Origin of the sequence: Microvirgula sp. AG722 (assembly GCF_003269145.1) — a bacterium.
GTDB lineage: Bacteria > Pseudomonadota > Gammaproteobacteria > Burkholderiales > Aquaspirillaceae > Microvirgula > Microvirgula aerodenitrificans.
Map to the genome: position 1 here is coordinate 143,008 of NZ_QLTJ01000003.1, position 21,213 is coordinate 164,220.

The 21,213-nt window shown below is 64.2% G+C and carries 22 protein-coding genes; 4 read left to right on the top strand and 18 right to left on the bottom strand.

The window, feature by feature from the left end; translation table 11 throughout:
* Positions 1-28: 28 nt before the first annotated feature.
* From DFO50_RS06705 to DFO50_RS06740, 8 genes are all read right to left on the bottom strand, one after another.
* Entirely contained in the window at positions 29-292 is a 264-nt protein-coding gene (locus DFO50_RS06705; RefSeq protein WP_028499867.1) for an acyl-CoA-binding protein, read from the bottom strand.
* A 74-nt stretch (positions 293-366) separates the two neighbouring features.
* Positions 367-900 (bottom strand): phosphatidylglycerophosphatase A, encoded by a 534-nt coding sequence (locus tag DFO50_RS06710; RefSeq protein ID WP_112692228.1) that lies wholly within the window; start codon positions 898-900, stop codon positions 367-369.
* Positions 878-1,819 (bottom strand): thiamine-phosphate kinase, encoded by a 942-nt coding sequence (gene thiL / locus DFO50_RS06715; RefSeq protein WP_112692229.1) that lies wholly within the window; start codon positions 1,817-1,819, stop codon positions 878-880. Before thiL ends, DFO50_RS06710 begins: the two co-directional genes overlap by 23 nt.
* Before the next feature lie 77 nt (positions 1,820-1,896).
* Positions 1,897-2,391 carry a transcription antitermination factor NusB gene (gene nusB, locus DFO50_RS06720; RefSeq protein ID WP_028499870.1) on the bottom strand — a complete coding sequence of 165 codons (495 nt, stop codon included), beginning with the start codon at positions 2,389-2,391 and terminating at the stop codon, positions 1,897-1,899.
* The gene (gene ribH / locus DFO50_RS06725; RefSeq protein ID WP_028499871.1) at positions 2,391-2,864 is read right to left on the bottom strand and encodes a 6,7-dimethyl-8-ribityllumazine synthase; all 474 of its coding nucleotides are present in this window, start codon (positions 2,862-2,864) and stop codon (positions 2,391-2,393) included. Before ribH ends, nusB begins: the two co-directional genes overlap by 1 nt.
* A gap of 123 nt (positions 2,865-2,987) precedes the next feature.
* On the bottom strand, positions 2,988-4,094 hold the full coding sequence (ribBA, locus tag DFO50_RS06730) for a bifunctional 3,4-dihydroxy-2-butanone-4-phosphate synthase/GTP cyclohydrolase II (RefSeq protein ID WP_107888563.1): 1,107 nt from the start codon (positions 4,092-4,094) through the stop codon (positions 2,988-2,990).
* Positions 4,095-4,124: 30 nt separating this feature from the next.
* Entirely contained in the window at positions 4,125-4,772 is a 648-nt protein-coding gene (locus DFO50_RS06735; RefSeq protein WP_028499873.1) for a diphthine--ammonia ligase, read from the bottom strand.
* Complete coding sequence (locus tag DFO50_RS06740; protein WP_112692230.1) at positions 4,769-5,386, bottom strand: riboflavin synthase subunit alpha; 618 nt, start codon at positions 5,384-5,386, stop codon at positions 4,769-4,771. The genes DFO50_RS06735 and DFO50_RS06740 overlap by 4 nt, the downstream gene beginning before the upstream one ends.
* 197 nt (positions 5,387-5,583) lie before the next feature.
* Here DFO50_RS06740 and DFO50_RS06745 point away from each other — a divergent pair, with 197 nt between their 5' ends.
* Genes DFO50_RS06745 through bluB form a run of 4 tightly spaced genes read left to right on the top strand, consistent with a single transcriptional unit; the run spans position 5,584 to position 9,470 of the window.
* Positions 5,584-7,182, top strand: a complete 1,599-nt coding sequence (locus DFO50_RS06745; protein WP_028499875.1) for a peptide chain release factor 3 — start codon at positions 5,584-5,586, stop codon at positions 7,180-7,182.
* Positions 7,182-8,057, top strand: coding sequence for a mechanosensitive ion channel domain-containing protein (locus DFO50_RS06750; protein WP_084300205.1), 876 nt, complete (start codon positions 7,182-7,184; stop codon positions 8,055-8,057). Before DFO50_RS06745 ends, DFO50_RS06750 begins: the two co-directional genes overlap by 1 nt.
* A 47-nt stretch (positions 8,058-8,104) precedes the next feature.
* Positions 8,105-8,758 carry a TetR/AcrR family transcriptional regulator gene (locus tag DFO50_RS06755; protein ID WP_028499876.1) on the top strand — a complete coding sequence of 218 codons (654 nt, stop codon included), beginning with the start codon at positions 8,105-8,107 and terminating at the stop codon, positions 8,756-8,758.
* Positions 8,759-8,786: 28 nt separating this feature from the next.
* A complete protein-coding gene (gene bluB / locus DFO50_RS06760) occupies positions 8,787-9,470 on the top strand; it encodes a 5,6-dimethylbenzimidazole synthase (protein ID WP_028499877.1) in 684 nt (227 codons plus the stop codon).
* 7 nt (positions 9,471-9,477) lie between these two features.
* Here bluB and DFO50_RS06765 read toward each other — a convergent pair whose 3' ends face one another.
* The 10 genes from DFO50_RS06765 to DFO50_RS06810 form a co-directional block, all read right to left on the bottom strand.
* Positions 9,478-10,323, bottom strand: coding sequence for a proline/glycine betaine ABC transporter permease (locus tag DFO50_RS06765; protein WP_112692231.1), 846 nt, complete (start codon positions 10,321-10,323; stop codon positions 9,478-9,480).
* Positions 10,324-10,704: 381 nt separating this feature from the next.
* Positions 10,705-11,415 carry an ABC transporter ATP-binding protein gene (locus DFO50_RS06770; protein WP_028499879.1) on the bottom strand — a complete coding sequence of 237 codons (711 nt, stop codon included), beginning with the start codon at positions 11,413-11,415 and terminating at the stop codon, positions 10,705-10,707.
* Positions 11,412-12,182, bottom strand: coding sequence for an ABC transporter ATP-binding protein (locus DFO50_RS06775; protein ID WP_028499880.1), 771 nt, complete (start codon positions 12,180-12,182; stop codon positions 11,412-11,414). Before DFO50_RS06775 ends, DFO50_RS06770 begins: the two co-directional genes overlap by 4 nt.
* Before the next feature lie 7 nt (positions 12,183-12,189).
* A complete protein-coding gene (locus DFO50_RS06780) occupies positions 12,190-13,302 on the bottom strand; it encodes an ABC transporter ATP-binding protein (RefSeq protein ID WP_028499881.1) in 1,113 nt (370 codons plus the stop codon).
* 24 nt (positions 13,303-13,326) lie between these two features.
* Positions 13,327-14,256 (bottom strand): branched-chain amino acid ABC transporter permease, encoded by a 930-nt coding sequence (locus DFO50_RS06785; RefSeq protein WP_028499882.1) that lies wholly within the window; start codon positions 14,254-14,256, stop codon positions 13,327-13,329.
* Positions 14,257-14,836: 580 nt separating this feature from the next.
* Complete coding sequence (gene astB / locus DFO50_RS06790; protein ID WP_233495204.1) at positions 14,837-16,180, bottom strand: N-succinylarginine dihydrolase; 1,344 nt, start codon at positions 16,178-16,180, stop codon at positions 14,837-14,839.
* Positions 16,180-17,646 (bottom strand): succinylglutamate-semialdehyde dehydrogenase, encoded by a 1,467-nt coding sequence (gene astD / locus DFO50_RS06795; protein ID WP_112692232.1) that lies wholly within the window; start codon positions 17,644-17,646, stop codon positions 16,180-16,182. Before astD ends, astB begins: the two co-directional genes overlap by 1 nt.
* Positions 17,643-18,689 (bottom strand): arginine N-succinyltransferase, encoded by a 1,047-nt coding sequence (astA, locus tag DFO50_RS06800; RefSeq protein ID WP_028499885.1) that lies wholly within the window; start codon positions 18,687-18,689, stop codon positions 17,643-17,645. Before astA ends, astD begins: the two co-directional genes overlap by 4 nt.
* Positions 18,686-19,720: an arginine N-succinyltransferase gene (locus DFO50_RS06805; protein ID WP_028499886.1), complete on the bottom strand. Its 1,035-nt coding sequence runs from the start codon at positions 19,718-19,720 to the stop codon at positions 18,686-18,688. Before DFO50_RS06805 ends, astA begins: the two co-directional genes overlap by 4 nt.
* 103 nt (positions 19,721-19,823) lie before the next feature.
* Positions 19,824-21,035 carry an aspartate aminotransferase family protein gene (locus DFO50_RS06810; protein WP_112692233.1) on the bottom strand — a complete coding sequence of 404 codons (1,212 nt, stop codon included), beginning with the start codon at positions 21,033-21,035 and terminating at the stop codon, positions 19,824-19,826.
* Between the last annotated feature and the right edge of the window lie 178 nt (positions 21,036-21,213).

The window sequence follows — 21,213 nt, forward strand, 5'->3', positions numbered from 1 at the left end:
GGTGACAGCATGCAGCCGCAAAAACGGCTCAGCGGCCCAGCAGACGATCGACCAGCGCAATGTACTGCGCCATCGCGCCGTCAGTCGGCGTGCCCTTCAGCTTGTCCCAGGCGTCGAATTTCATCCGGTTGATGAAGTCCATCATGCCCGGCCGCTCACCGGTGGCATCGCCGGCCGATGCCTGCTTGTACAGGGCGTACAGTTCCAGCATCGTCGCATTGTCCGGGCGTTCGGACAGCGATTGCACGTCGGCTTGCGCCTGCTGGAAACGGGTGCTCAGTTCGGTCGACATCGGCGCTTCTCCTGCGATTTCGGTGGTCATGACACTGAAATGTAACACGCCACCGCCCGTTTTCATACGCCCGTTTAAATCAGCCGCAGCATGCCGGCCGGCTGGGTCAGTACACCGAGCCAGGCCAGCATTTCCAGCCCGACAATGGCAAAGACCGCGGCCAGCACGTCGTCCAGCATCACCCCCAGGCCACCGCCCACCCGCGAATCGATCCAGCGGATCGGCCAGGGTTTGAAAATATCGAACAGGCGGAACAGCAGAAACGCCGCAATCCAGCCTCCCGCCGTATTCGGGGCAAAGGCCAGCACCAGCATCATCGACACGATTTCATCCCAGACCACGCCGCCATAATCGTCGACCCCCAGATCGCGGCAGGTGCGGCCGCAGGCATAGCAGCCATAGGCAAACAGCGGCACGCACAGCCAGGCGATCAGCAGGTCGGACAGCCCCGCCACCAGCAGCACGGCCATGATCGGACAGGCGACCAGCGTCCCCCAGGTACCCGGCGCGCGGCGCGCGAGACCGGCACCGAAGCCAAAGGCAATGAAGCGGTAGCTGCGCTGGCGGATAAAGCGCCAGCTGGCGCTATGCGAAGTGGTCAAAGCCATTCCTTTTCAAGTGGACCGGTCGCTGTTGCGCATCAAGCAGGCGCAGGCCCGGGGCCGCGTCGATCACCCCGACCCGGGTCACATCAACGCCGGCGCGTGCGGCGGCGGCACGCACGGCAGCAGCCTGCGCCGACGGCGCAGTAAAACACAGTTCGTAGTCGTCGCCGCCAGCGGCGATGGCATCGCGCCAGATGGCCCGCTCAAGCCGGTCATCGGTCGGCAGTGCATCGATATCGACCGTCGCCCCGACTGCAGAGCGTTCGAGAATATGACCAAGGTCGCCGGCAAAGCCATCAGAAATGTCGAGCATGGCACTGGCGATGCCGCGCAGCGCCATGCCGAGCCCGATCCGCGGCTCCGGCCATTCCAGCCGCTTGCGGCATTCGGCCAGCAACGGCGCGGACAGCCTGGCCTCGCCCGACAGATGGGCCAGGGCGGCAGCCGCCAGCCCCAGTTGTCCACTGACCCAGATTTCGTCCCCTGGTCGGGCGCCGTCACGGCGGATCGCCTGCCCGGCAGGCACTTCACCACCGATGGTCACCGACAGGGTCAGCGGGCCGCGGGTGGTGTCACCGCCGACGATATCGACACCGGTCCGCTCGGCCAGCGCGAACAGCCCGTCGCAGAATGCCGCGATCCACGCCTCGTCCAGCGTCGGCAAGGCCGCACCGAGCACAGCCCACACCGGTTCGCCGCCCATGGCGGCGATGTCCGACAGATTGACCGCCAGCGTCTTGTGACCCAGTGCGGCCGGATCGACATCGGCAAAGAAGTGACGACCAGAGACCAGCAGATCGGTCGAAACCAGCAACTCGGCACCCGGCGTCGGCACCAGCACGGCGGCATCGTCGCCCACCCCCAGCCGCGCCCGCCGGGCCGGTCGGGTGAAATAACGGCGAATCATCGCGAATTCGTTCATCGAAGCGCCTACGTCAACAGCATGAAAACGAAAAAACACCCGCGCGAGGCGGGTGCATGGCGAATCGGCCGGAACGCTTACTCGGCGTCGGTCGACGGCTCGTCATCGGCCGGTGCCGGTGCCGGGCGCTTGCCGCGACGGTTGGCACGCACGGCGGCACATTCGTCAGGACGCGCTTCGGCAGCGAACTTGTCCAGCACGCCATTGACGAAGCGATGGCCTTCGGCGCCGCCGAAGGTCTTCGCCAGCTCGATGGCTTCATTGATGATGACGGCCAGCGGGGTATCCGGATGGCGCAGCAGTTCCAGCGCCGCCACCAGCAGCACCGCGCGCTCGACCGGATTGACTTCCTCCGGGGCGCGTTCGAAATGCTTCGACAGCGCCTCGTCCAGCACCGGGGCCTCGTTCAGCACACCGAACAGCAGTGCGCGGAACAGGTTCTCGTCAGCCTTGACGAAGTATTCGTTCTCGCGCAGGTTCTTTTCGATGGATGCAGCGGTCAACTGGTTCAGTTGCCACTGGTAAATCCCTTGCACCGCGAATTCGCGGGCACGTCGTCGTGCAGTTTTCATCAGTCGTAAAACGCTTTCTGGAGATTGGCCATTTCCACCGCGCAACGTGCGCAGTCGCGGCCCTTTTCATCCATGCGCGCCTCGGCCTGTTCATCGGTATCGCAGGTCAGTACGCCGTTGGCGACCGGAATGTCGAAATCCAGCCCGACCCGGGTCAATGCCGAGCCTGCTTCGTTGGACACCAGCTCGAAGTGATAGGTCTCGCCGCGAATGACTGCGCCGAGCGCAATCAGCGCGTCGTAGGCGTCGTCTTCGTTCTGTGCCATCGCCTGCAGGGCCAGCGGAATTTCCAGCGCGCCGGGCACGGTGACGAAGGTGATGTCATCCGCTTGCACCCCCAGGATGCCCAGCTCTTCCAGGCAGGCATCGCGCAGGCCTTCGCAGACCGGCAGATTGAAGCGGGCCATGACCACACCGACTCGCAGCCCTTCACCGTTCAGATTCGGTTCGATATTCACAACGTCAGCGCGCATGGCGACTCCCCGTGATGGATGAAAAGGCGGAAGGAAACACACCTGGGAAAGGGCGGCATTTTAAAGCGGATACCCGGCCTTGGCGAGCCGTGATCCAAAATGGCTGATGCCGCCCGGCCGGTTTCAGCCCCGGGTGTCGTCGTCCGGCAGCAGATAACCGGTCACTTCCAGCGAGAAGCCGGTCATGCTCGGCAGCTTGGCCGGCTTGGACATCAGCTTCATCTTGCCGACACCGAGGCGACGCAGGATCTGTGCGCCGATGCCGTAGATTTTCGGGTCCCACTTGCGTTCCGGTGCATCGACGACACCGGGGAAGGCACGCGCCAGCAGCGTCTGCCCGTCCTCGTCGCGATGCAGCAGGATCAGCACGCCGGAGCCGGCCTCGTCGAAAGCGCGCATCACGCGCGGAATCGGCCAGCTGTGCGAATCGCATGCCGAATCCATCCAGTCGATGACCGACAGCGGTTCGTGCACGCGCACCGGCGTGTCGCGGCTGGCATCGATCCGGCCCTTGACCAGCGCCAGATGGGTCGCGCCGCTGGTCGCATCGCGGAACGCATGCAGCCGGACCTGGCCGTACGGCGTGTCCAGGTCGCGCTCGGCCACATGTTCGATCAGGCTTTCGGTCTGGCTGCGGTGGGCGATCAGGTCGGCAATGGTGCCGACCTTCAGTCCGTGCTTCTCGGCGAACTCGAGCAGTTCCGGCAGGCGGGCCATGGTGCCGTCGTCATTCATGACTTCGCAGATCACGGCGGCCGGCGTCAGTCCGGCCAGCGCGGCGAGGTCGCAACCGGCCTCGGTATGGCCGGCGCGCACCAGCACGCCGCCGTTCTTGGCCTTCAGCGGGAAGATGTGGCCCGGCTGGACGATATCGGCCGGCCTGGCGTCACGCGCGACGGCAGCCTGCACGGTGCGGGCACGGTCGGCGGCGGAAATGCCGGTGGTCACGCCGTCGGCCGCCTCGATCGACAGCGTGAAGTTGGTGCCGTGCGACGAGCCGTTGTTGGCGACCATCAGCGGCAGGTTCAGCTGCGCGCAACGGTCTTCGGTCAGCGTCAGGCAGATCAGGCCGCGCGCGTGCTTGGCCATGAAGTTGATCTGCTCGGCGTTGACGAAATCGGCGGCAAGGATCAGGTCGCCCTCGTTTTCGCGGTCTTCGTCATCGATGACGATGACCTGCTTGCCGGCCTTGATGTCGGCGATGATGTCTTGAATCGGGGAAATGGTCATGGAAGTCGGCTCCGCCGACGGCGCAGGCCGTCAGCGTGGATAAAAATCGATGAAGGCGCAGCCACCATGGCGGTGGATGTCGCCGGTTTGCAAGGTCAGCGGCTGCCGGAACAACGGGCCGTCGACCACTACGGTATGGAACTCGCCGCCCTCGCCGCACGGGTCGACGCCCAGCGCTTCCAGTTCGGTCACGCAGTCGGCATCGAGGGTACGGCCGAGGAACGATGCCGGCAAGGCATCCTCGCGCACGGTACTCAGCCGGGCGACAAAGCCCGCACCGATCATCTCGTCGACCAGCGAACGGCGCGACGCCTGCCACAGCGGCAACCAGGCCTGCAGGCCGGCGCGGACACAGACCTTTTCCTCCCAGAAACGGTGCGCGTCAAGATCGATGTCACCAAATACCACCTGCTCGACGCCGCGTGCGCGCAGGCCGTGCAGTGCACCGACAAACACCTGTTCGTAGTCGGCCCAGCTGGCCTGGCCGGTCAGCAGCTCGATGCCGAGGCTGTCGGCCTGTGCCGCCAGCACTTCGGGGCGCAGGCCATGCGAGCGGCTGCGCTGCCCGCTCTCGTCGGACATGTTCAGCAGCGCCAGCGGGCGGGCGCCGGCGGCGATGGCACGCCACAGCGCCAGAGCAGAATCCTTGCCACCGCTCCACGACGCGGCAACGATCATGCCGCCAGACCGCGCTGCGCCAGTACCCGTTCGACCGTTTCCACAATGGCCTGGGTCTGCGGGTCGACCTCGATGTTGATCCGCTCGCCGACCCGGCGCCAGCCGAGGTTGGTTCGCGTCAGCGTTTCCGGAATCAGGTGCACGCAGAAGCCGTCTTCGCGCACGTCACCAACGGTCAGGCTGCAACCGTCGACGCCGACATAACCCTTGTTGAGGATGAAGCGCATCCAGGTCGCCGGCAGCCGGAACCAGACGGTGCGGTTGTCCGGGGTATCGATCACGTCGACGACCTCGGCGGTACACATCACGTGACCGCTCATCGCGTGGCCGCCGATTTCGTCGCCGAAGCGCGCGGCGCGCTCGACATTCACCCGGTCGCCTTCACCGAGATCACCGAGGTTGGTGACGCGCAGGGTTTCCTGCATCAGGTCGAACGACACCAGATCGCCGTCGATCGCGGTGACGGTCAGACAGCAGCCGTTGTGCGCGACCGAGGCGCCGATGGCGAGGCCCGGCAGCAAGTCCGCAGGCAGGCGGACGACGCGGGTCTGAAAGGCCGCCCGGCGCTCGATGCGCACGATTTCGGCGACCCCTTGTACGATTCCGGTAAACATGGCGGGACCATTCTGGAGAGAGGAAAACGACGCCCGTGTTCACAGGCACGGGACATCCGGACGCTCCGATTCTACCCGTCCGCAGCGGGGATGCCGACCCGCAGCCGGCATCAAAGCCGGATGGCCGGACAGCGGGCTACTTGTCGGGGTCGATTTCCGCTAGAATTCACTGTTTTTTCGGCCATTTTCCTCATTCCATGTCAGACATAACCGTTCGCGAAGCCGCGCGCCGCCGCACCTTCGCCATCATCTCCCACCCCGACGCCGGTAAAACGACGTTGACCGAGAAGCTGTTGCTGTTCTCGGGCGCCATTCAGCAGGCCGGCACCGTCAAGGGCAAGAAGGGCGGCAAGTTCGCCACGTCGGACTGGATGGAAATCGAAAAGCAGCGCGGCATTTCCGTCGCCAGCTCGGTCATGCAGTTCGACTACTTCGACAATGTCGTCAACCTGCTCGACACCCCGGGCCACCAGGACTTCTCCGAAGATACCTACCGGGTGCTGACTGCCGTCGACAGCGCGCTGATGGTCATTGATGCCGCCAAGGGTGTGGAAGCGCAAACCATCAAGCTGCTGAACGTCTGCCGCCTGCGCGCGACGCCGATCGTCACCTTCATGAACAAGTACGACCGGGAAGTCCGCGACTCGCTCGAACTGCTCGATGAAGTGGAGAACGTGCTCGAGATCCGCTGTGCGCCAATTACCTGGCCGATCGGCATGGGCAAGACCTTCCGTGGCGTCTACCACCTGCTGAACGACCAGGTGTTGCTGTTCGATGCCGGCGGCACCCGCCTGCCGCACGAATTCGACATCATCGACGGCATCGACAATCCGCGCCTCGACGCCCTGTTCCCGCTCGAGATCGAACAGCTGCGCAACGAGATCGAACTGGTCAAGGCCGCCAGCAACGAGTTCGACCTCGACGCCTTCCTCTCCGGCGAACTCACGCCGGTGTTCTTCGGCTCGGCCATCAACAACTTCGGCGTCAAGGAAATCCTCGATGCGCTGATTGACTGGGCACCGTCGCCGCGTCCGCGCCACGCCACCGTGCGTGACGTCGAGCCGGGCGAGGACAAGTTCTCCGGTTTCGTGTTCAAGATCCAGGCCAATATGGATCCGAAGCACCGCGACCGCATCGCCTTCCTGCGCGTGTGCTCGGGCAAGTACGAGCGCGGCATGAAAATGAAGCACCTGCGTCTGGGCCGCGATGTGGCGGCAACGTCGGTGGTGACCTTCATGGCCCACGACCGCGAAATCGTCGAGGAGGCCTTTGCCGGCGACATCATCGGCATTCCGAACCACGGCAATATCCAGATCGGCGACTCGTTCAGCGAAGGCGAACAGCTCGCCTTCACCGGCATTCCGTTCTTCGCCCCGGAAATCTTCAAGGCGGTCCGCATCCGCAACCCGCTGAAGATCAAGCAGTTGCAGAAAGGCCTGCAGCAGCTTGGCGAGGAAGGCGCGGTCCAGGTGTTCAAGCCGGAAAACGGCGCCGACCTGATCCTGGGCGCGGTCGGCGTGCTGCAGTTCGAGGTGGTCGCCCATCGCCTGCTGACCGAATACGGTGTCGAAGCCATCTTCGAGAACTGCGCGATCTGGACTGCCCGCTGGGTCAGCTGCGACGACCGGGCCAAGTTCGCCGAGTTCCAGAAGGCCACGGTCCACAACCTGGCCATCGACGCCGCCGGCAGCCTCAGCTACCTGGCGCCGAACCGCGTGAACCTGGAACTGACCCGCGAACGCTGGCCTGACATCGTGTTCCACGAAACCCGCGAACACGCGGTCAAGTTGTCCTGATGCTGGAGACAGCGCTGGACTGGCTCAGGAACCTGCCGCAGGTCTGGGCCTTCGACCTGATCCGTTCGGCACTGCTGGTGGCCGTGCTGGTGATGCTGCGCGTGATTGCCGCGCGCACGCTGGCCGGCCGGCCGCACCTGAGCCTGGAATGGCGCCGTCGCTGGTCGGTCAATATCCGCAACGGGCTGATCATTTTCGGCCTGCTCGGACTGGTGGTGATCTGGTCGGCCGAGCTGCAGACGCTCGCGGTGTCGATGGTGGCGATTGCCGCCGCGCTGGCGCTGTCGCTGAAAGAGCTGATCATGTGCTTTTCCGGCAGCTTCCTGCGCGCGATGAGCAAGGGCTACAACATCGGCGACCGGATCGAGATCGGCAACTACCGCGGCCGGGTCATCGACATCAATCTGTTCGGCACCACCATTCTGGAGATCGGCCCGCGTCACGATGCCCACCAGCAGACCGGCCGTGCCATCACTTTTCCGAACAGCCTGCTGCTGACCCAGGCCGTCACCCGCGAAGACTACACCGGCGACTATCTGGTCCACGTGATCACGGTGCCGCTGAATGTCCAGGCTGACGTGCTGAAGGCCGAAAAGCTGCTGCTGGCGGCAGCGCAGGAAATCTGCGCGCCGTACCTGGCCGATGCCCACCGTCACATGGCGGCCATCGAAGCGCTCAGCCTGATCGATACGCCCTCGGTCGATCCGCGCGTGTCGATCAATATTGCCGATGAGAAAACCCTGCGCCTGAATCTGCGCATTGCCGTGCCACGCGCCCAGAAGCAACGCGTCGAGCAGGCCATCCTGCACCGCTTCGTCGCCGATTTCTTCGGCCATGGCGACAGCGAGCAGGATGCGCCGCGGCAGCCATCCTGACTTCCCTGCCCGCGACCGCCGGCGGGCCCGTTCATCAAGGAGCCGTCATGAGCAAAAGACCGGCCATAAAAACCTACGATCGCATCGTCTCGGAGAGCCTGGCCCTGTTCAATGAACATGGCGAGCGCACCATTACCACCAACCACATCGCGGCTCATCTCGGCATCAGCCCGGGCAATCTGTACTACCACTTCCGCAACAAGGAAGAGATCGTTTACCAGATTTTCCTGCAGTACAAACACTTCCTGACCGAGCGGCTGGCCGCCCCGGCCGACCGCGACATCAAGGTCGATGACATGGAACGCTATTTCGATACCGTGTTCCAGGCGATGTGGCAGTTCCGCTTCATGTTCTACGACCTGCCCGGCCTGCTGGCCCGCAATCCGCAGATGCAGGCCGAGTACCACCATTTCATCCATACCGATCTGGAAGAACGGCTGAACGCGCTGTTTCACCGCTTCGCCGAGATCGGCCTGTTCCGCATCGACGAGGAAGACATCCGGCCGATGGTCACCAATGTCTGGCTGGTGGCAAAATTCTGGTTCGCATTCGAGCAGGCATCACGGCCGAAGGAACCGATCAGCGAGGCGGCCGGCAACCGCGGCGTCTGCCAGGTGCTGGCACTGTTCAAGCCATATGTGCCTGCCGAATTCCTGCCGACCTTCCGCCTGCTGGCGTCGAAGTACACGGCTGCAAACTGAGCTTTTTCCGACACCGATGACTGTACCGATGACCGACACCGACCTGCCCCACCGCTATCCGGACGACCAGCGCGACGCGATCTACCGCGCCATGCGCGAACGACGCGACATGCGCCATTTCAATGGCAGGCCGCTGGCGACCGACGTGCTCGAGCGGCTGGTCGGCGCGGCCCACCTCGCGCCATCGGTCGGCTACATGCAACCGTGGCGCTTTATCCGCATTACCGACGCCGCCCTGCGCGCCGACATCTTTGCCCTGGTCGAGCGCGAACGCCTGCGCACGGCAGCAACGCTGTCATCGCGGCAGGCCGAATTCCTGTCGCTGAAGATCGAAGGCATTCGCGAATGCAGCGAACTGCTGGTCACCGTGCTGATGCCCGACACCGGCGCGCACGTCATCGGCCGCCGCACGCTGCCGGAAATGGACCTCGCCTCGGCAGCCTGTGCAATCCAGAACCTGTGGCTGGCGGCACGGGCCGAAGGCGTCGGCATGGGCTGGGTGTCATTCTTCGATCCGGACGAGCTGGCGCAGCGGCTGGCACTGCCGGCCGGCGCCCGGCCGATCGCCGTGCTGTGCCTGGGCGACGTCGAGGCGTTCTATCCGCGACCGATGTTCGAGGATGCCGGCTTTGGCGAACGGCTGCCGCTCGACAGCGTACTGTTCGAGAACGCCTGGCCGGCCGACGCGCAGCCGACGCCGGCCGCGTACTGAACGACGCTCAGCGGCGCGGCGGCACCCGCCGCCCGCCGTAGCCCTGACCGATGCGGTCGAGCACGATCGCCAGAATGACAATGGCTGCACCGGCCTGCAGCCCGCGGCCGAAGTCCAGCGTCTGGATGCCAATCAGCACATCCTCGCCCAGCCCGCGCGCACCGATCATCGAGGCAATCACCACCATCGACAGCGCCATCATGATCGACTGGTTGATGCCGGCCATGATCGACGGCAGCGCCAGCGGCAGTTGCACCCCCAGCAGCAGTTGCAGCCGCGTCGGCCCGAACGACCATGCCGCCTCGGCCACGTCATGATCGACCTGGCGGATGCCGAGGTCGGTCAGGCGGATCAGCGGCGGCAGCGCGTAGACCACGGTAGCGAAAATCGCCGGCACCTTGCCGAGTCCGAACAGCATCAGCACCGGGATCAGGTACACGAAGGTCGGCAGGGTCTGCATGATGTCGAGCAGCGGCTGCAGTACGCGACGCACGCCCTCGTAGCGCGCCATCAGTATGCCGGCCGGCACGCCGAGCAGCACGGTCAGGGTCATCGCCACCAGCATCAGCGCAAAGGTCTGCATCAGCGGGTCCCACAGGCCGAGACAGCCGATCAGGTACAGCAGCCCGGCCAGCAGCACCCCCTGCCGCAGGCGGCGGGTCGCATGCCAGCCCAGCAGCCCCATCGCCAGCAGCACCAGCCACGGCGGCAAGGCGCGCAGCGCACTCTCCAGCGGCAGCAGCACCCCGCTCAGCACCGACTCGCTCAGCGCGCGCAGCGTGTCGCCATAGTGGTCGACCAGATTGTCGACGAAGCGGTTGATGACGTCCTTGAACGACAGCGGAATGAACATGCGTACGGGGCTCCCGGCCAGGCACCGACGGCCACCATGGCGTCGGACCCCGTCACGCTAGCGTGAAAACGGCCGGCTGTCGCGCGCGGCCACGCTGGACACACAACAACAGCAGCACCAGAAACTGCGCAGGTAACCCGGGTAATCTGCAACACCAGAGAACCTGGCGCATGGGTGCCTCGATCGTCCTGCGCGCGGCAGGCAGCAGGAAAGCCGCATCCCTGCCGGCCTTGATATGCAGACATGTCACGCCCTTCTCCACCATCCGGCCAGCAACCGGAAAACGTGGTGCGGGAGAGACAGCGGCAGGCGGGGCCAGCGCGAAAAAAAGGGCCACCCGGCTTCCCGACCGGACGACCCTGATCCAACGCCGTAATGCGCTTATTCGCCCAGGTAGGCTTTCTTGACCGCGTCGCTGTCGAGCAGCTCGCGCGAATCGCCGGCCATGGTGATCTTGCCGGACTCCATCACGTAGCCGCGGTTCGAGGCTTCCAGCGCCAGTTTGGCGTTCTGTTCGACCAGCAGCACGGTCACGCCCTGCGACGAGATCATCTTGATGATGTCGAAGATCTGCTGGACGATGATCGGTGCGAGACCCATCGACGGCTCGTCGAGCAGCAGCAGCTTCGGGCGCGACAGGATTGCGCGGCCGATGGCCAGCATCTGCTGCTCACCGCCGGACAGGGTGCCGGCCAGCTGCTTGTAGCGCTCTTTCAGGCGCGGGAACAGCGTGTAGACGTAGTCGATTTCCTTGTTGATCTCGGCTTCGTCATTGCGATAGAACGAGCCCATGCGCAGGTTTTCCTCCACCGTCAGCCGCGAGAACACCCCGCGGCCTTCCGGCACCAGCGACAGGCCCTTCTTGACGAAATCGTAGACCGGCAGCTTGCTGCAATCGTGTCCGTCGTAGGTCACCGAGCCGGACTTCGGCTTCAGCATGCCCACCAGCGTTTTCAGCGTGGTGGTCTTGCCGGCGCCGTTCGCCCCGATCAGCGTGACCATCTCTCCCTGGTCGATGTGAAAGTTGATGCCCTTGACCGCCTGAATGCCGCCATAGGCCACTTCGAGATTCTTGACTTCCAACAGGCTCATGCGTGGGCCGCTCCCAGATAGGCTTCGATAACACGCGGATTGCTCTTCACTTCGGCCGGCAGGCCTTCGGCAATCTTCTTGCCGTAATCGAGCACCGCGATACGGTCGCACAGCGACATCATCAGCTTGACGTCGTGTTCGATCAGCAGCAGGGTCACGCCGCTGTTGCGGATCTTTTCCATCAGCGCCTGCAGGTCCTCGGTTTCCCGCGGGTTCATGCCGGCGGCCGGTTCATCGAGCGCCAGCAGCGTCGGGTCGGTTGCCAGGGCGCGAGCGATCTCCAGCCGGCGCTGGTGGCCGTAGCTGAGGTTGCGTGCCCGTTCGCCGGCAACCTTGCTGATGCCGACAAAGTCCAGCAGCTCGCGCGACCGCATGCGGATGCCCTTCTCTTCTGCCATGGTGCGCTTGTCGCGCAGCACGGCGCCGAGTGCACCGGTCCTGGTCCGCACGTGGCGGCCGACCATCACGTTTTCCAGCGCCGTCATCTCGCCAAACAGGCGGATGTTCTGGAAGGTCCGGGCAATGCCGGCCTCGACCACGATATGCGGCTTCTTGCGGAACAGGTCGCGGCCGTTGAAGGTGAACGTCCCTTCGTCCGGCTGATACAGGCCGGTCAGCACGTTGAACAGCGTGGTCTTGCCGGCGCCGTTCGGGCCGATCAGGCCGTAGATTTCACCCTTGTTGATGGTGAGGCCCACTTCGTTCAGCGCCACGAGGCCGCCGAAGCGCTTGGTGATGCCTTCGATTTTCAGCAGTACGTCAGCCATGTCGTTGTTATCCCTTGAGTCCGTCGGCGGCTTGCGAGTCGGTAGCCGGTACGCCCTCGTCGAGCGCGTCGTGGAATTCCGCCTTGCGGCGCTTGTTCGGCCACAGGCCTTCCGGGCGCAGCAGCATGACCAGGATCAGCGCGAGGCCGAACAGCAGCATGCGGGCGTTCTCCGGGTCGACCAGCATCTTGCCGAACACGGCCATCTGCACCGGGCCGATCACGTCACGCAGGATTTCCGGGGTAATGGTCAGCAGCACCGCGCCGAGGATCACGCCGGGGATGTGGCCCATGCCGCCGAGCACCACCATCGACAGCACCATGATCGATTCGAGCAGACCGAACGATTCCGGCGACACGAAGCCCTGGAAGCTGGCGAACAGACCGCCGGACACGCCACCGAACGTCGCGCCGAGCGCGAACGCCAGCAGCTTGATGTTGCGGATGTTCAGGCCCATGGCACTGGCGGCGATATCGTCTTCACGCAGCGCCACCCAGGCACGGCCGATGCGCGAGTGCTGCAGCCGCGAGCAGATGATGACGGTGAGGATGGTCAGCGCCAGGAACAGGTAGTAGTACAGGTACACGCTGTTCAGGCTGTAACCGAAGATCACGTGCGACTTGCCCAGCGACACGCCGGCCACGGTCACCGGCTGGATCATGTTCACGCCTTGCGGGCCGTTGGTGATGTTGATCGGCGCGTTCAGGTTGTTCATGAAGATCCGCACGATTTCACCGAAACCGAGGGTCACGATCGCCAGATAGTCGCCGCGCAGCTTCAGCACCGGGGTGCCGAGCAGGATGCCGAAGAAAGCGGCACAGATCGCACCGATCGGCAGCAGGATCCACCATGGCCAGAAGATGTCGAAGTGCGGCGAGTTCAGCAGCGCGTAGCTGTAGGCACCGACCGCGTAGAACGCGATATAGCCCAGGTCGAGCAGGCCGGCGAAGCCCACCACGATGTTCAGGCCCAGCGCCAGCATGATGTACAGCAGCGCGAAGTCGAGCGTGCGCACCCAGGAATTGCCCAGCGTGTTGCCGACCAGGAACGGCAGCACCGCGAGCAGGATGCCGCAGGCGACGAACAGCGCGAACTGCTTGCCTTTGGAAAGCTGAATCATTGGTTTTCTCCTCGAATTCTTGTATCAGGCGCGTTCGGCGACGCGTTCGCCCAGCAGACCGGACGGGCGGAACACCAGCACCAGGATCAGCACCATGAAGGCGAAGATGTCCTGATAATTCGAGCCGAGGAAGCCCCCGGTCAGGTCGCCGATATAACCGGCGCCCAGCGATTCGATCACCCCGAGCAGCAGACCGCCGACCACGGCGCCGCCAAGGTTGCCGATCCCCCCCAGCACCGCGGCGGTGAACGCCTTCAGGCCGATGATGAAGCCCATGTGCGAGTGGGCCTGGTCATAGTTGGCGGCAACCATCACGCCGGCGATCGCACCGAGGCCGGCACCGATCACGAAGGTGGTGGAAATGATGGTGTTGACGTTGACCCCCATCAGGCCGGCGACGGCCGGATTCTGGCTGGTGGCACGCATCGCGCGGCCGAGCTTGGTCTTCTCGACCATGATCAGCAGGCCGACCATCAGTGCCAGCGCGAGGAAGATGATCACGATCTGCAGATCGGTGATCGACGCGCCGAAGAAGTCGAGCGGGTTGTGCGGCAGCAGCGACGGGAACGAGATGTAGTTGCGGCCCCAGATCAGGATCGCCACGTTCTGCAACACGATGGAAAGGCCGATGGCGGTGATCAGCGGCGCCAGGCGCGGCGCATTGCGCAGCGGCCGGTAGGCCACCCGCTCGATCACGAAGCCCAGCAGCATGCAGGTCGGAATGGCGACCATGATGGCCAGCAACACCAGCACGGGACCCGGAAGTGCCAGCCCCATGCTGCTGAACAGACCCAGCACGGAGATAGTCACCATGGCGCCGATCATGGTCACTTCGCCGTGGGCGAAGTTGATGAGCCCCATGATGCCGTACACCATGGTGTAGCCCAGCGCGATCAGCGCATAGATGCTGCCCAGCACGAGGCCGTTCAGTATTTGTTGCAGAAAGATGTCCACGGAGATTCTCCTCTTGCAGAACGTCATTGCGGCATTACAGATGGGTACTCTGCAGGCCGCTTGTTATAAGCAAAAACTGGTTTAATCCAGTTGATGATGCGCGGCGATTATGTAGTGGCCCCATGGGGCTGTCAACGCGGCAAAAGACGTTTTTAGCCAAATTTTCCGCTTTATATCCGTTGGAATAGAGGATAAATCGTTAAAAATGGCCGGGATGTAAAATTTTATGCCACGTACGGCACTATTTTCGTGCAAAGGAATTAGGCTGCCGCCCGATTTTGGCGCACTATGCTTTACGGTTTGCTGATTTCACTTGTCGGTTATGTTGCAGTTCCATGAATTGCCAGACAATTATACTGTCGACCGGATTTGCGCCGTGATGAACACAAAATCCGGCCGTTCCTGCCAGGCAACAATCAAGAACTGTGCCAAGTTGGGTAAATAGTCATTACCTTCTTGTTACACCGGATAAACGCACAACAAAAGTATGGCTCAACGCCGGAGGCCGGCCGGAAAAAGTCATGCCCGGGGCGCCATCAGGCTCCCCGGGCATTCCGGATACGGGCCGGCCCGCTGCCGATTACGCCAGCTGGAATGGATAGACCGATCCCAGGCACAGGATCCGTGTCAGTTCATCCAGCGCGCCACGGGTCTCCGCCAGCAGTTGCGGGTCCGCGAAATCGCGCTCGCCCAGCCGGTCGCGGTAATGTTTTTCGACCCAGCCCACCAGCCGCGCATACAGCGTGTCGTTGATCAGGATCGCCGGGTTGACCGCCGCCAGTTCGGCATCGTTCAGCGCCACGCGCAGGCGCAGACAGGCGGGGCCACCACCGTTCTGCATCGATTCGCGCAGGTCGAACACGCTGAGTTCGCGCACCGGCCCGCCGCTGGCCAGCAGCGACTGCAGATAGGCCCAGACCGCCGGGGTCTTGTGGCACTCCTCCGGCACCACCAGTCGCATGCCACCGTCCGCCAGGGCCAGCAGCTGGCTGTTGAACAGATAGCTTCTGACCGCATCGCCGACACTGACCTGCGCCGACGGCACTTCGACCGGTACGAACTCGCCGCCCAGTACAGCCAGCTTGTCGGCCAGCTCGGCCAGCACGCGCGGCTGGTCGACGAAACTCTGCTGATGGTGGAACAGTACGTTCAGGTTGCCGACCGAGATCACGTCGTTGTGGAATACGCCGGCGTCAATCACGTCCGGGTCCTGCTGGGCATAGACCACGGCGTCGTCGCGCAGTCCATGGCGACGGGCGACCGCCTGACAGGCTTCCAGCGTGTGCCGGGCCGGGAAGCGTTTCGGCGCCGGCCGTGACGCATCGAATGCCGAGCCGCCGTAAACAAAGAACGCCACGCCGGGCCGGTCATAGGCGGCAGCAAAACGGGTATGGTTGGCCGCACCCTCGTCGCCGAAGTGCATCTGCGCCGGCAGGGCGGCATGGATGGCGAAGCGGTTCTCATCCGGGAACATCGCCTGCAGCAGACGCCGGGTGGTCGGATGCTCGATCGAACGGTGGAACTTGTTGTTCAGATTGGCCGGCGTGAAGTGCACGCGTCCGTCCGCCGTATCGGCCGACGGGCTGACCGTGGCCGCATTCGCGGTCCACATCGACGACGCCGACGAACAGGCAGACAGCAGCTCGGGGGCGTCTTTCGCCGCCCTGGCAAGCACTTGCGCATCGCTGCCGGCAAAGCCCAGTTCGCGCAGCGCCCCGATCGCCGGCCGCTCGTGCGGCGCGAACACCGCCTGCGCATAGCCGAGATCGGCCAGCGCCTTCATCTTCGCCAGCCCCTGCAGGGCGGCCAGCTTCGGATTGGCGGTGACGCGGGCATTGCCGGTAGACGCGACATTGCCGAACGACAGGCCGGCATAGTTGTGCGTCGGCCCGACCAGCCCGTCGATATTGAGCTCGAACGCCATCAGAACGTCATCCCCGGGTTCAGTTGCGCCGGCAGCGTCAGCGCATCGGCTTCCAGCGAAGCCACCGGGTAGGCGCAGTAATCGGCGGCATAGAAGGCACTGGCGCGGTGGTTGCCTGATGCCCCGACGCCCCCGAATGGTGCAGCGCTGGAAGCCCCGGTCAGCGGCTTGTTCCAGTTCACCACCCCGGCACGACTTTCCAGCAGGAAGCGGTCATAGCTGGCACGGTCATTCGACAGCACGCCGGCAGCCAGGCCGAAACGGGTGTCGTTGGCCAGGGCGATGGCCTGGTCCAGCGTGTCATAGCGGATCAGTTGCAGCAGCGGGCCGAAATATTCCTCATCCGGCAGGCCGGCCACGCCGGTCACGTCGATCAGGCCCGGAGTGAGGATGGCGGCTTCTTCGTCGATGCGGCGCATGGTCAGCAGCGCCCGGCCGCCCAGCGACAGCAGGCGCGCCTGGGCATCGAGCAGTGCATCGGCCGCCGGCTGCGAGATCACCGCGCCGATAAACGGCGCCTCGGCATCGTCCCAGTGACCGACCTTCAGCCGACCGGTGACCTCGACCAGCCGGGCAACGAAGGCATCGCCAGCGGCACCGCTCGGCACCAGCAGGCGGCGGGCGCAGGTACAGCGCTGACCGGCCGACACATAGGCCGAGAACACGGTCTGGTACACGGCAGCGTCTTCGTTGCCACTGACATCACCGACGATCAGCGGGTTGTTGCCGCCCATTTCCAGCGCCAGGATCTTGTCAGGGCGGCCGGCGAACTGCCGGTGCAGGATCTCGCCGGTGGCCGAACTGCCGGTAAAGAACAGCCCGTCGATGCCGGCATGCCCGGCCAGGGTGATGCCGGTTTCGCGCGCGCCCTGCAGCAGACCGATCACGCCGGCCGGCAGGCCGGCCTCCTGCCACAGGCGCACGGTTTCCTGCGCGGTCCACGGCGTCAGCTCGGATGGCTTGAATACCACGGCGTTGCCGGCCAGCAGCGCCGGCACGATATGACCATTCGGCAGATGACCGGGGAAGTTGTACGGTCCGAACACGGCCACCACGCCATGCGGCCGATGGCGCAGCACGGCCTGCGCGTCACCCAGCGGGCCGGTGCGCTCGCCGGTGCGCTCGGCATGGCTTTTTACCGAGATGTCGACCTTGTTGACCATGGTGGTCACTTCGGTCATCGCCTCCCAGCGTGGCTTGCCGGTTTCCTGGGCAATCACGTCGGCCAGCCGGGCCTGGCTGGCCTTCAGCAGCTCGGCGAAACGGCGGCAGACCGCCTCGCGCTCGGCGAACGGCAGCCGTGCCCAGGCCGGAAACGCGCGCCGGCCGGCAGCGACCGCCGCGTCGACCTGGGCGGCGTCCGCCGCCGACCCTTCCCAGACCACGCGGCCATGGGCCGGATCGACCGAATGCATGTGGGTGCCGTTGCCGGCGAGCCAGACGCCATCAATGAACAGGGTGGTCATGCGGCTTTTCCTTCCTTGGCGCTGAGCGTGACGAAGCGCACGTGCTGGCCCGGCTCGACCCGCAGCGCCGAGGCCTGTGCCGGCGTCAGGTAGAAGCCGTCGAGATCGGGAGCCGGAGCATCGACCAGAATGGTGCGGAAATGCTCCAGTTCGGTGTTCGACACCAGCCAGGTCGCCAGCGGCGCGTCGTCCGGCATCGGGTCGACGATGCGGGCCGGCAGTTCGCGGCTTTCCTTCACCGCCCGCACTTCGCCAACATAGGCCTGAATGGTCGGACCGGCATCGAAAATGTCGACATAACCCTCGTAGCGCAGCCCTTCGCTTTCCAGCATGGCCAGCGCCGGGCGGGTGTTGTCGTGGGTACGGGCAATGACCGCCTGCGCCTCGGGGGTCAGGAAGTCGATGTAGACCGGGTATTTCGGCATCAGCTCGGCGACAAAGGCTTTTTCTCCGACACCGGTCAGGTAGTCGGCATGGCCGAAGTCGAGACTGAAGAAATGGCGGCCCAGTGCTTCCCAGAACGGCGAGCGTCCCTCGTCATCGGAATAGCCGCGCATTTCGGCAATGACGATCTTCGAGAACAGGTGCGGGAACTGCGCCATGAACATGAAGCGGCACTTGGACAGCAGCGGGCCGTTCTTGTGGCCGCGATAGTCGGGGTCGAGGAACAGCGAACACAGTTCGGAATAGCCGGTGTGGTCGTTGGACAGGAACAGGGTCTCGTGCTGCGAGTAGATGCCAAGCTCCTGCGAGGCGTGGACCATGGTGCCGACGCGGTAGTTGTACCACGGCTCCTTCAGGCCCAGCGCGGCCTCCAGCCCGCAGATGCCGGCGATCCTGCCGGTCTCGCTGTCCTCCAGCACGAACACATAGCCCTGATCGGCGTTGTCGAGCATGCCGGCGAACGACAGGTTAGAGCGCTGGATGCGGCGCGACAGGCGGTCCTCGTTGGCGGGCAGCGTGGTCAGGCCGGTACCGGTCTTCTGCGCCAGCGCCATCAGTCCTTCCAGGTCATTGAGTCCGATCGGTCGAATCACCATCATGCTGCGTCCCTCCCCTCACCCTGAAACTCGATCGCGCGGACCCTGTCGCCGGCCACGACCTGCAATGCCTCGGCGGCATCCGGCGTGATCCACAGCGTGTTGTCGCGGATACCGGCCTGCAGCAGCCCGGAGCGGAAGTCGACACAGCGCTCGCTGCTGACCAGCCAGGTGGCCGAGCCTTCGGGATGCACATTGTCGATACCGACGCTGAACACCCGGCTCTTCGAGATCGAGCGCACGTCGCGGGCGCGAGCGGTCAGCACGGCACCGCCATCGAAGATGTCGATATAGTTGTCGGCCTCGAAGCCTTCGTCGGCCAGGATGGCAAACGGCACTTCGGCATCCGGATGTACCTGCCCCATCACCTGCTGCGCCGCATCCGGCAGCAGCGGCACATAGATCGGATAGGTCGGCATCAGTTCGGCAACGAAGGTCTTGGACTTGGTCGCCACCAGGTGTTCGGCGGCCGCATAGTCGAGGTTGAAGAAGCGGCGACCGATCGCGTCCCAGAACGGCGACTGCAGATTGTCGTCGCACTGGCCCAGCAGCTCGGCGATCAGGCGATCGCTGAAACGGGCACGGTGGCTGGCGATGAACATCAGTCGGGCGCGCGACAGCAGTCGGGCACCGTCGCCGGCCATCACCTCGGGCAGCACGTGGAAACCGCCAAGCTGGGTCTGCCCGGTCAGGTCATGACACATGGTCAGCGCATGGATCTTGTTGTTGACCTTGAGACTCGGGCTGGCATGCACCAGCGTTTCATTGCGGTAGTTGTAGAACGGCTCGTCGAAGCCGGCGCTGGCGACGATGGACGCGGTGCCCAGCACCTCGCCGTCCCGCTCAAGCACAAAGACATAGATTTCCTCGCCCTGGCTGGCGATATCGCTGGCAAAGGACGAATTCGACCGCTGGATGCGCTCGTACAGCCGTTCGCGGTCGTTGGGAAGACTGGTAACGCCGACACCGCTTGCTTCGGCAAAGTGCTCGAGCGCAGGCAGGTCCGATACCCGAATGGGTCTGACCAGCAGCATGATGCTTCTCCTTGTATTTCTTTATCGCGCGGGCCGGCAACGACTTCTTGCGGCCAAAAAAGCGGCGCCCCTGGAAGCGCCGTCTGGAATGCTTGTGCGGGACCTATTTGGCCGCGATGCTGGCCACGGCGGCCTTGAACCGCGCCAGACCTTCATCGATGTCCTGCTCCGGGATGACCAGGCTGGGCGCGAAACGCACGACATTGGTGCCGGCGACCAGCACCATCAGGCCCTGCTTCTCGGCCGCCTTGACGAAATCCTTGGCCCGGCCGGCGTATTCCTCGGCCAGCACGGCGCCGAGCAGCAGGCCCATGCCGCGCACTTCGCGGAACACCTTGTACTCGGCATTGATCGCATTGAGGCCATCGATAAAGCGCTGGCCCTTGGCGCGCACGCCGCCCAGCACCGCCGGGGTGTTGATCACTTCGACCGCACGCAGGCCGACGGCGGTCGCCAGCGGGTTGCCGCCATAGGTCGAACCATGGGTGCCGACGACAAAGCTGGCCGCTGCCCTGGCCGTGGCCAGCATCGCCCCGATCGGGAAGCCGCCACCCAGCGCCTTGGCCGACGACAGCAGATCCGGGGTCACGCCGTATTTCATATAGGCATACAGCGCGCCGGTCCGGCCGACGCCGGTCTGCACTTCGTCGAACACCAGCAGCGCGTTGAACTGGTCAGCCAGTTCGCGGGCAGCCTTGAGGAAAGCACGGGTGGCCGGCAGCACGCCGCCCTCACCCTGCACCGGTTCCAGCACGATGGCGGCCACGTCATCACCCATCGCTTCCTTCAGCGAGTCAATGTCGTTGAAGGTGCAATGACGGATGCCGCTCGGTGCAGGCAGAAAACCTTCGACGTATTTCGGCTGGCCGCCGACCGACACCGTGAACAGGGTGCGGCCATGGAAGCTGTTGCGGGTCGAGACGATGACGTTCTTCTGCGGACCGTAATGGTCGGCCGCATACTTGCGTGCCAGCTTGAAACAGGCCTCGTTGGCTTCAGCGCCGGAGTTGCAGAAGAACACGCGCTCGGCAAAGGTATTGTCGACCAGGGTCTTTGCCAGCCGCAGTGCCGGTTCGTTGGTCAGCCCGTTGCTGACGTGCCACAGCTTGCCGGCCTGCTCGGTCAGCGCCGCCACCAGTTCCGGGTGGCAGTGGCCCAGCCCGTTTACCGCAATGCCGCCGCCGAAATCGATGAATTCACGGCCCTGCTGGTCCCACAGGCGCGAACCGGCACCGCGGACCGGCACAAAACCGGCCGGGGAATAGTTGGGGACCATCACTTCATCGAAGGTGGCGCGGGTCACGGGAAACGACATGTTCTGATTCCTTGGTTCGGTGATGAACGCAAGCCTGCGTTCGAGTCGGGTTTGATTCTAATCAAACCACCATGACACGCAATTCCGCTTTGCGACGTGCAATTACACGACACATGGCAGTTTTGTGACATGTGGTTCATAAAAACCCATAGTAAGCGCGCAAATTGTTCGCTTCGCA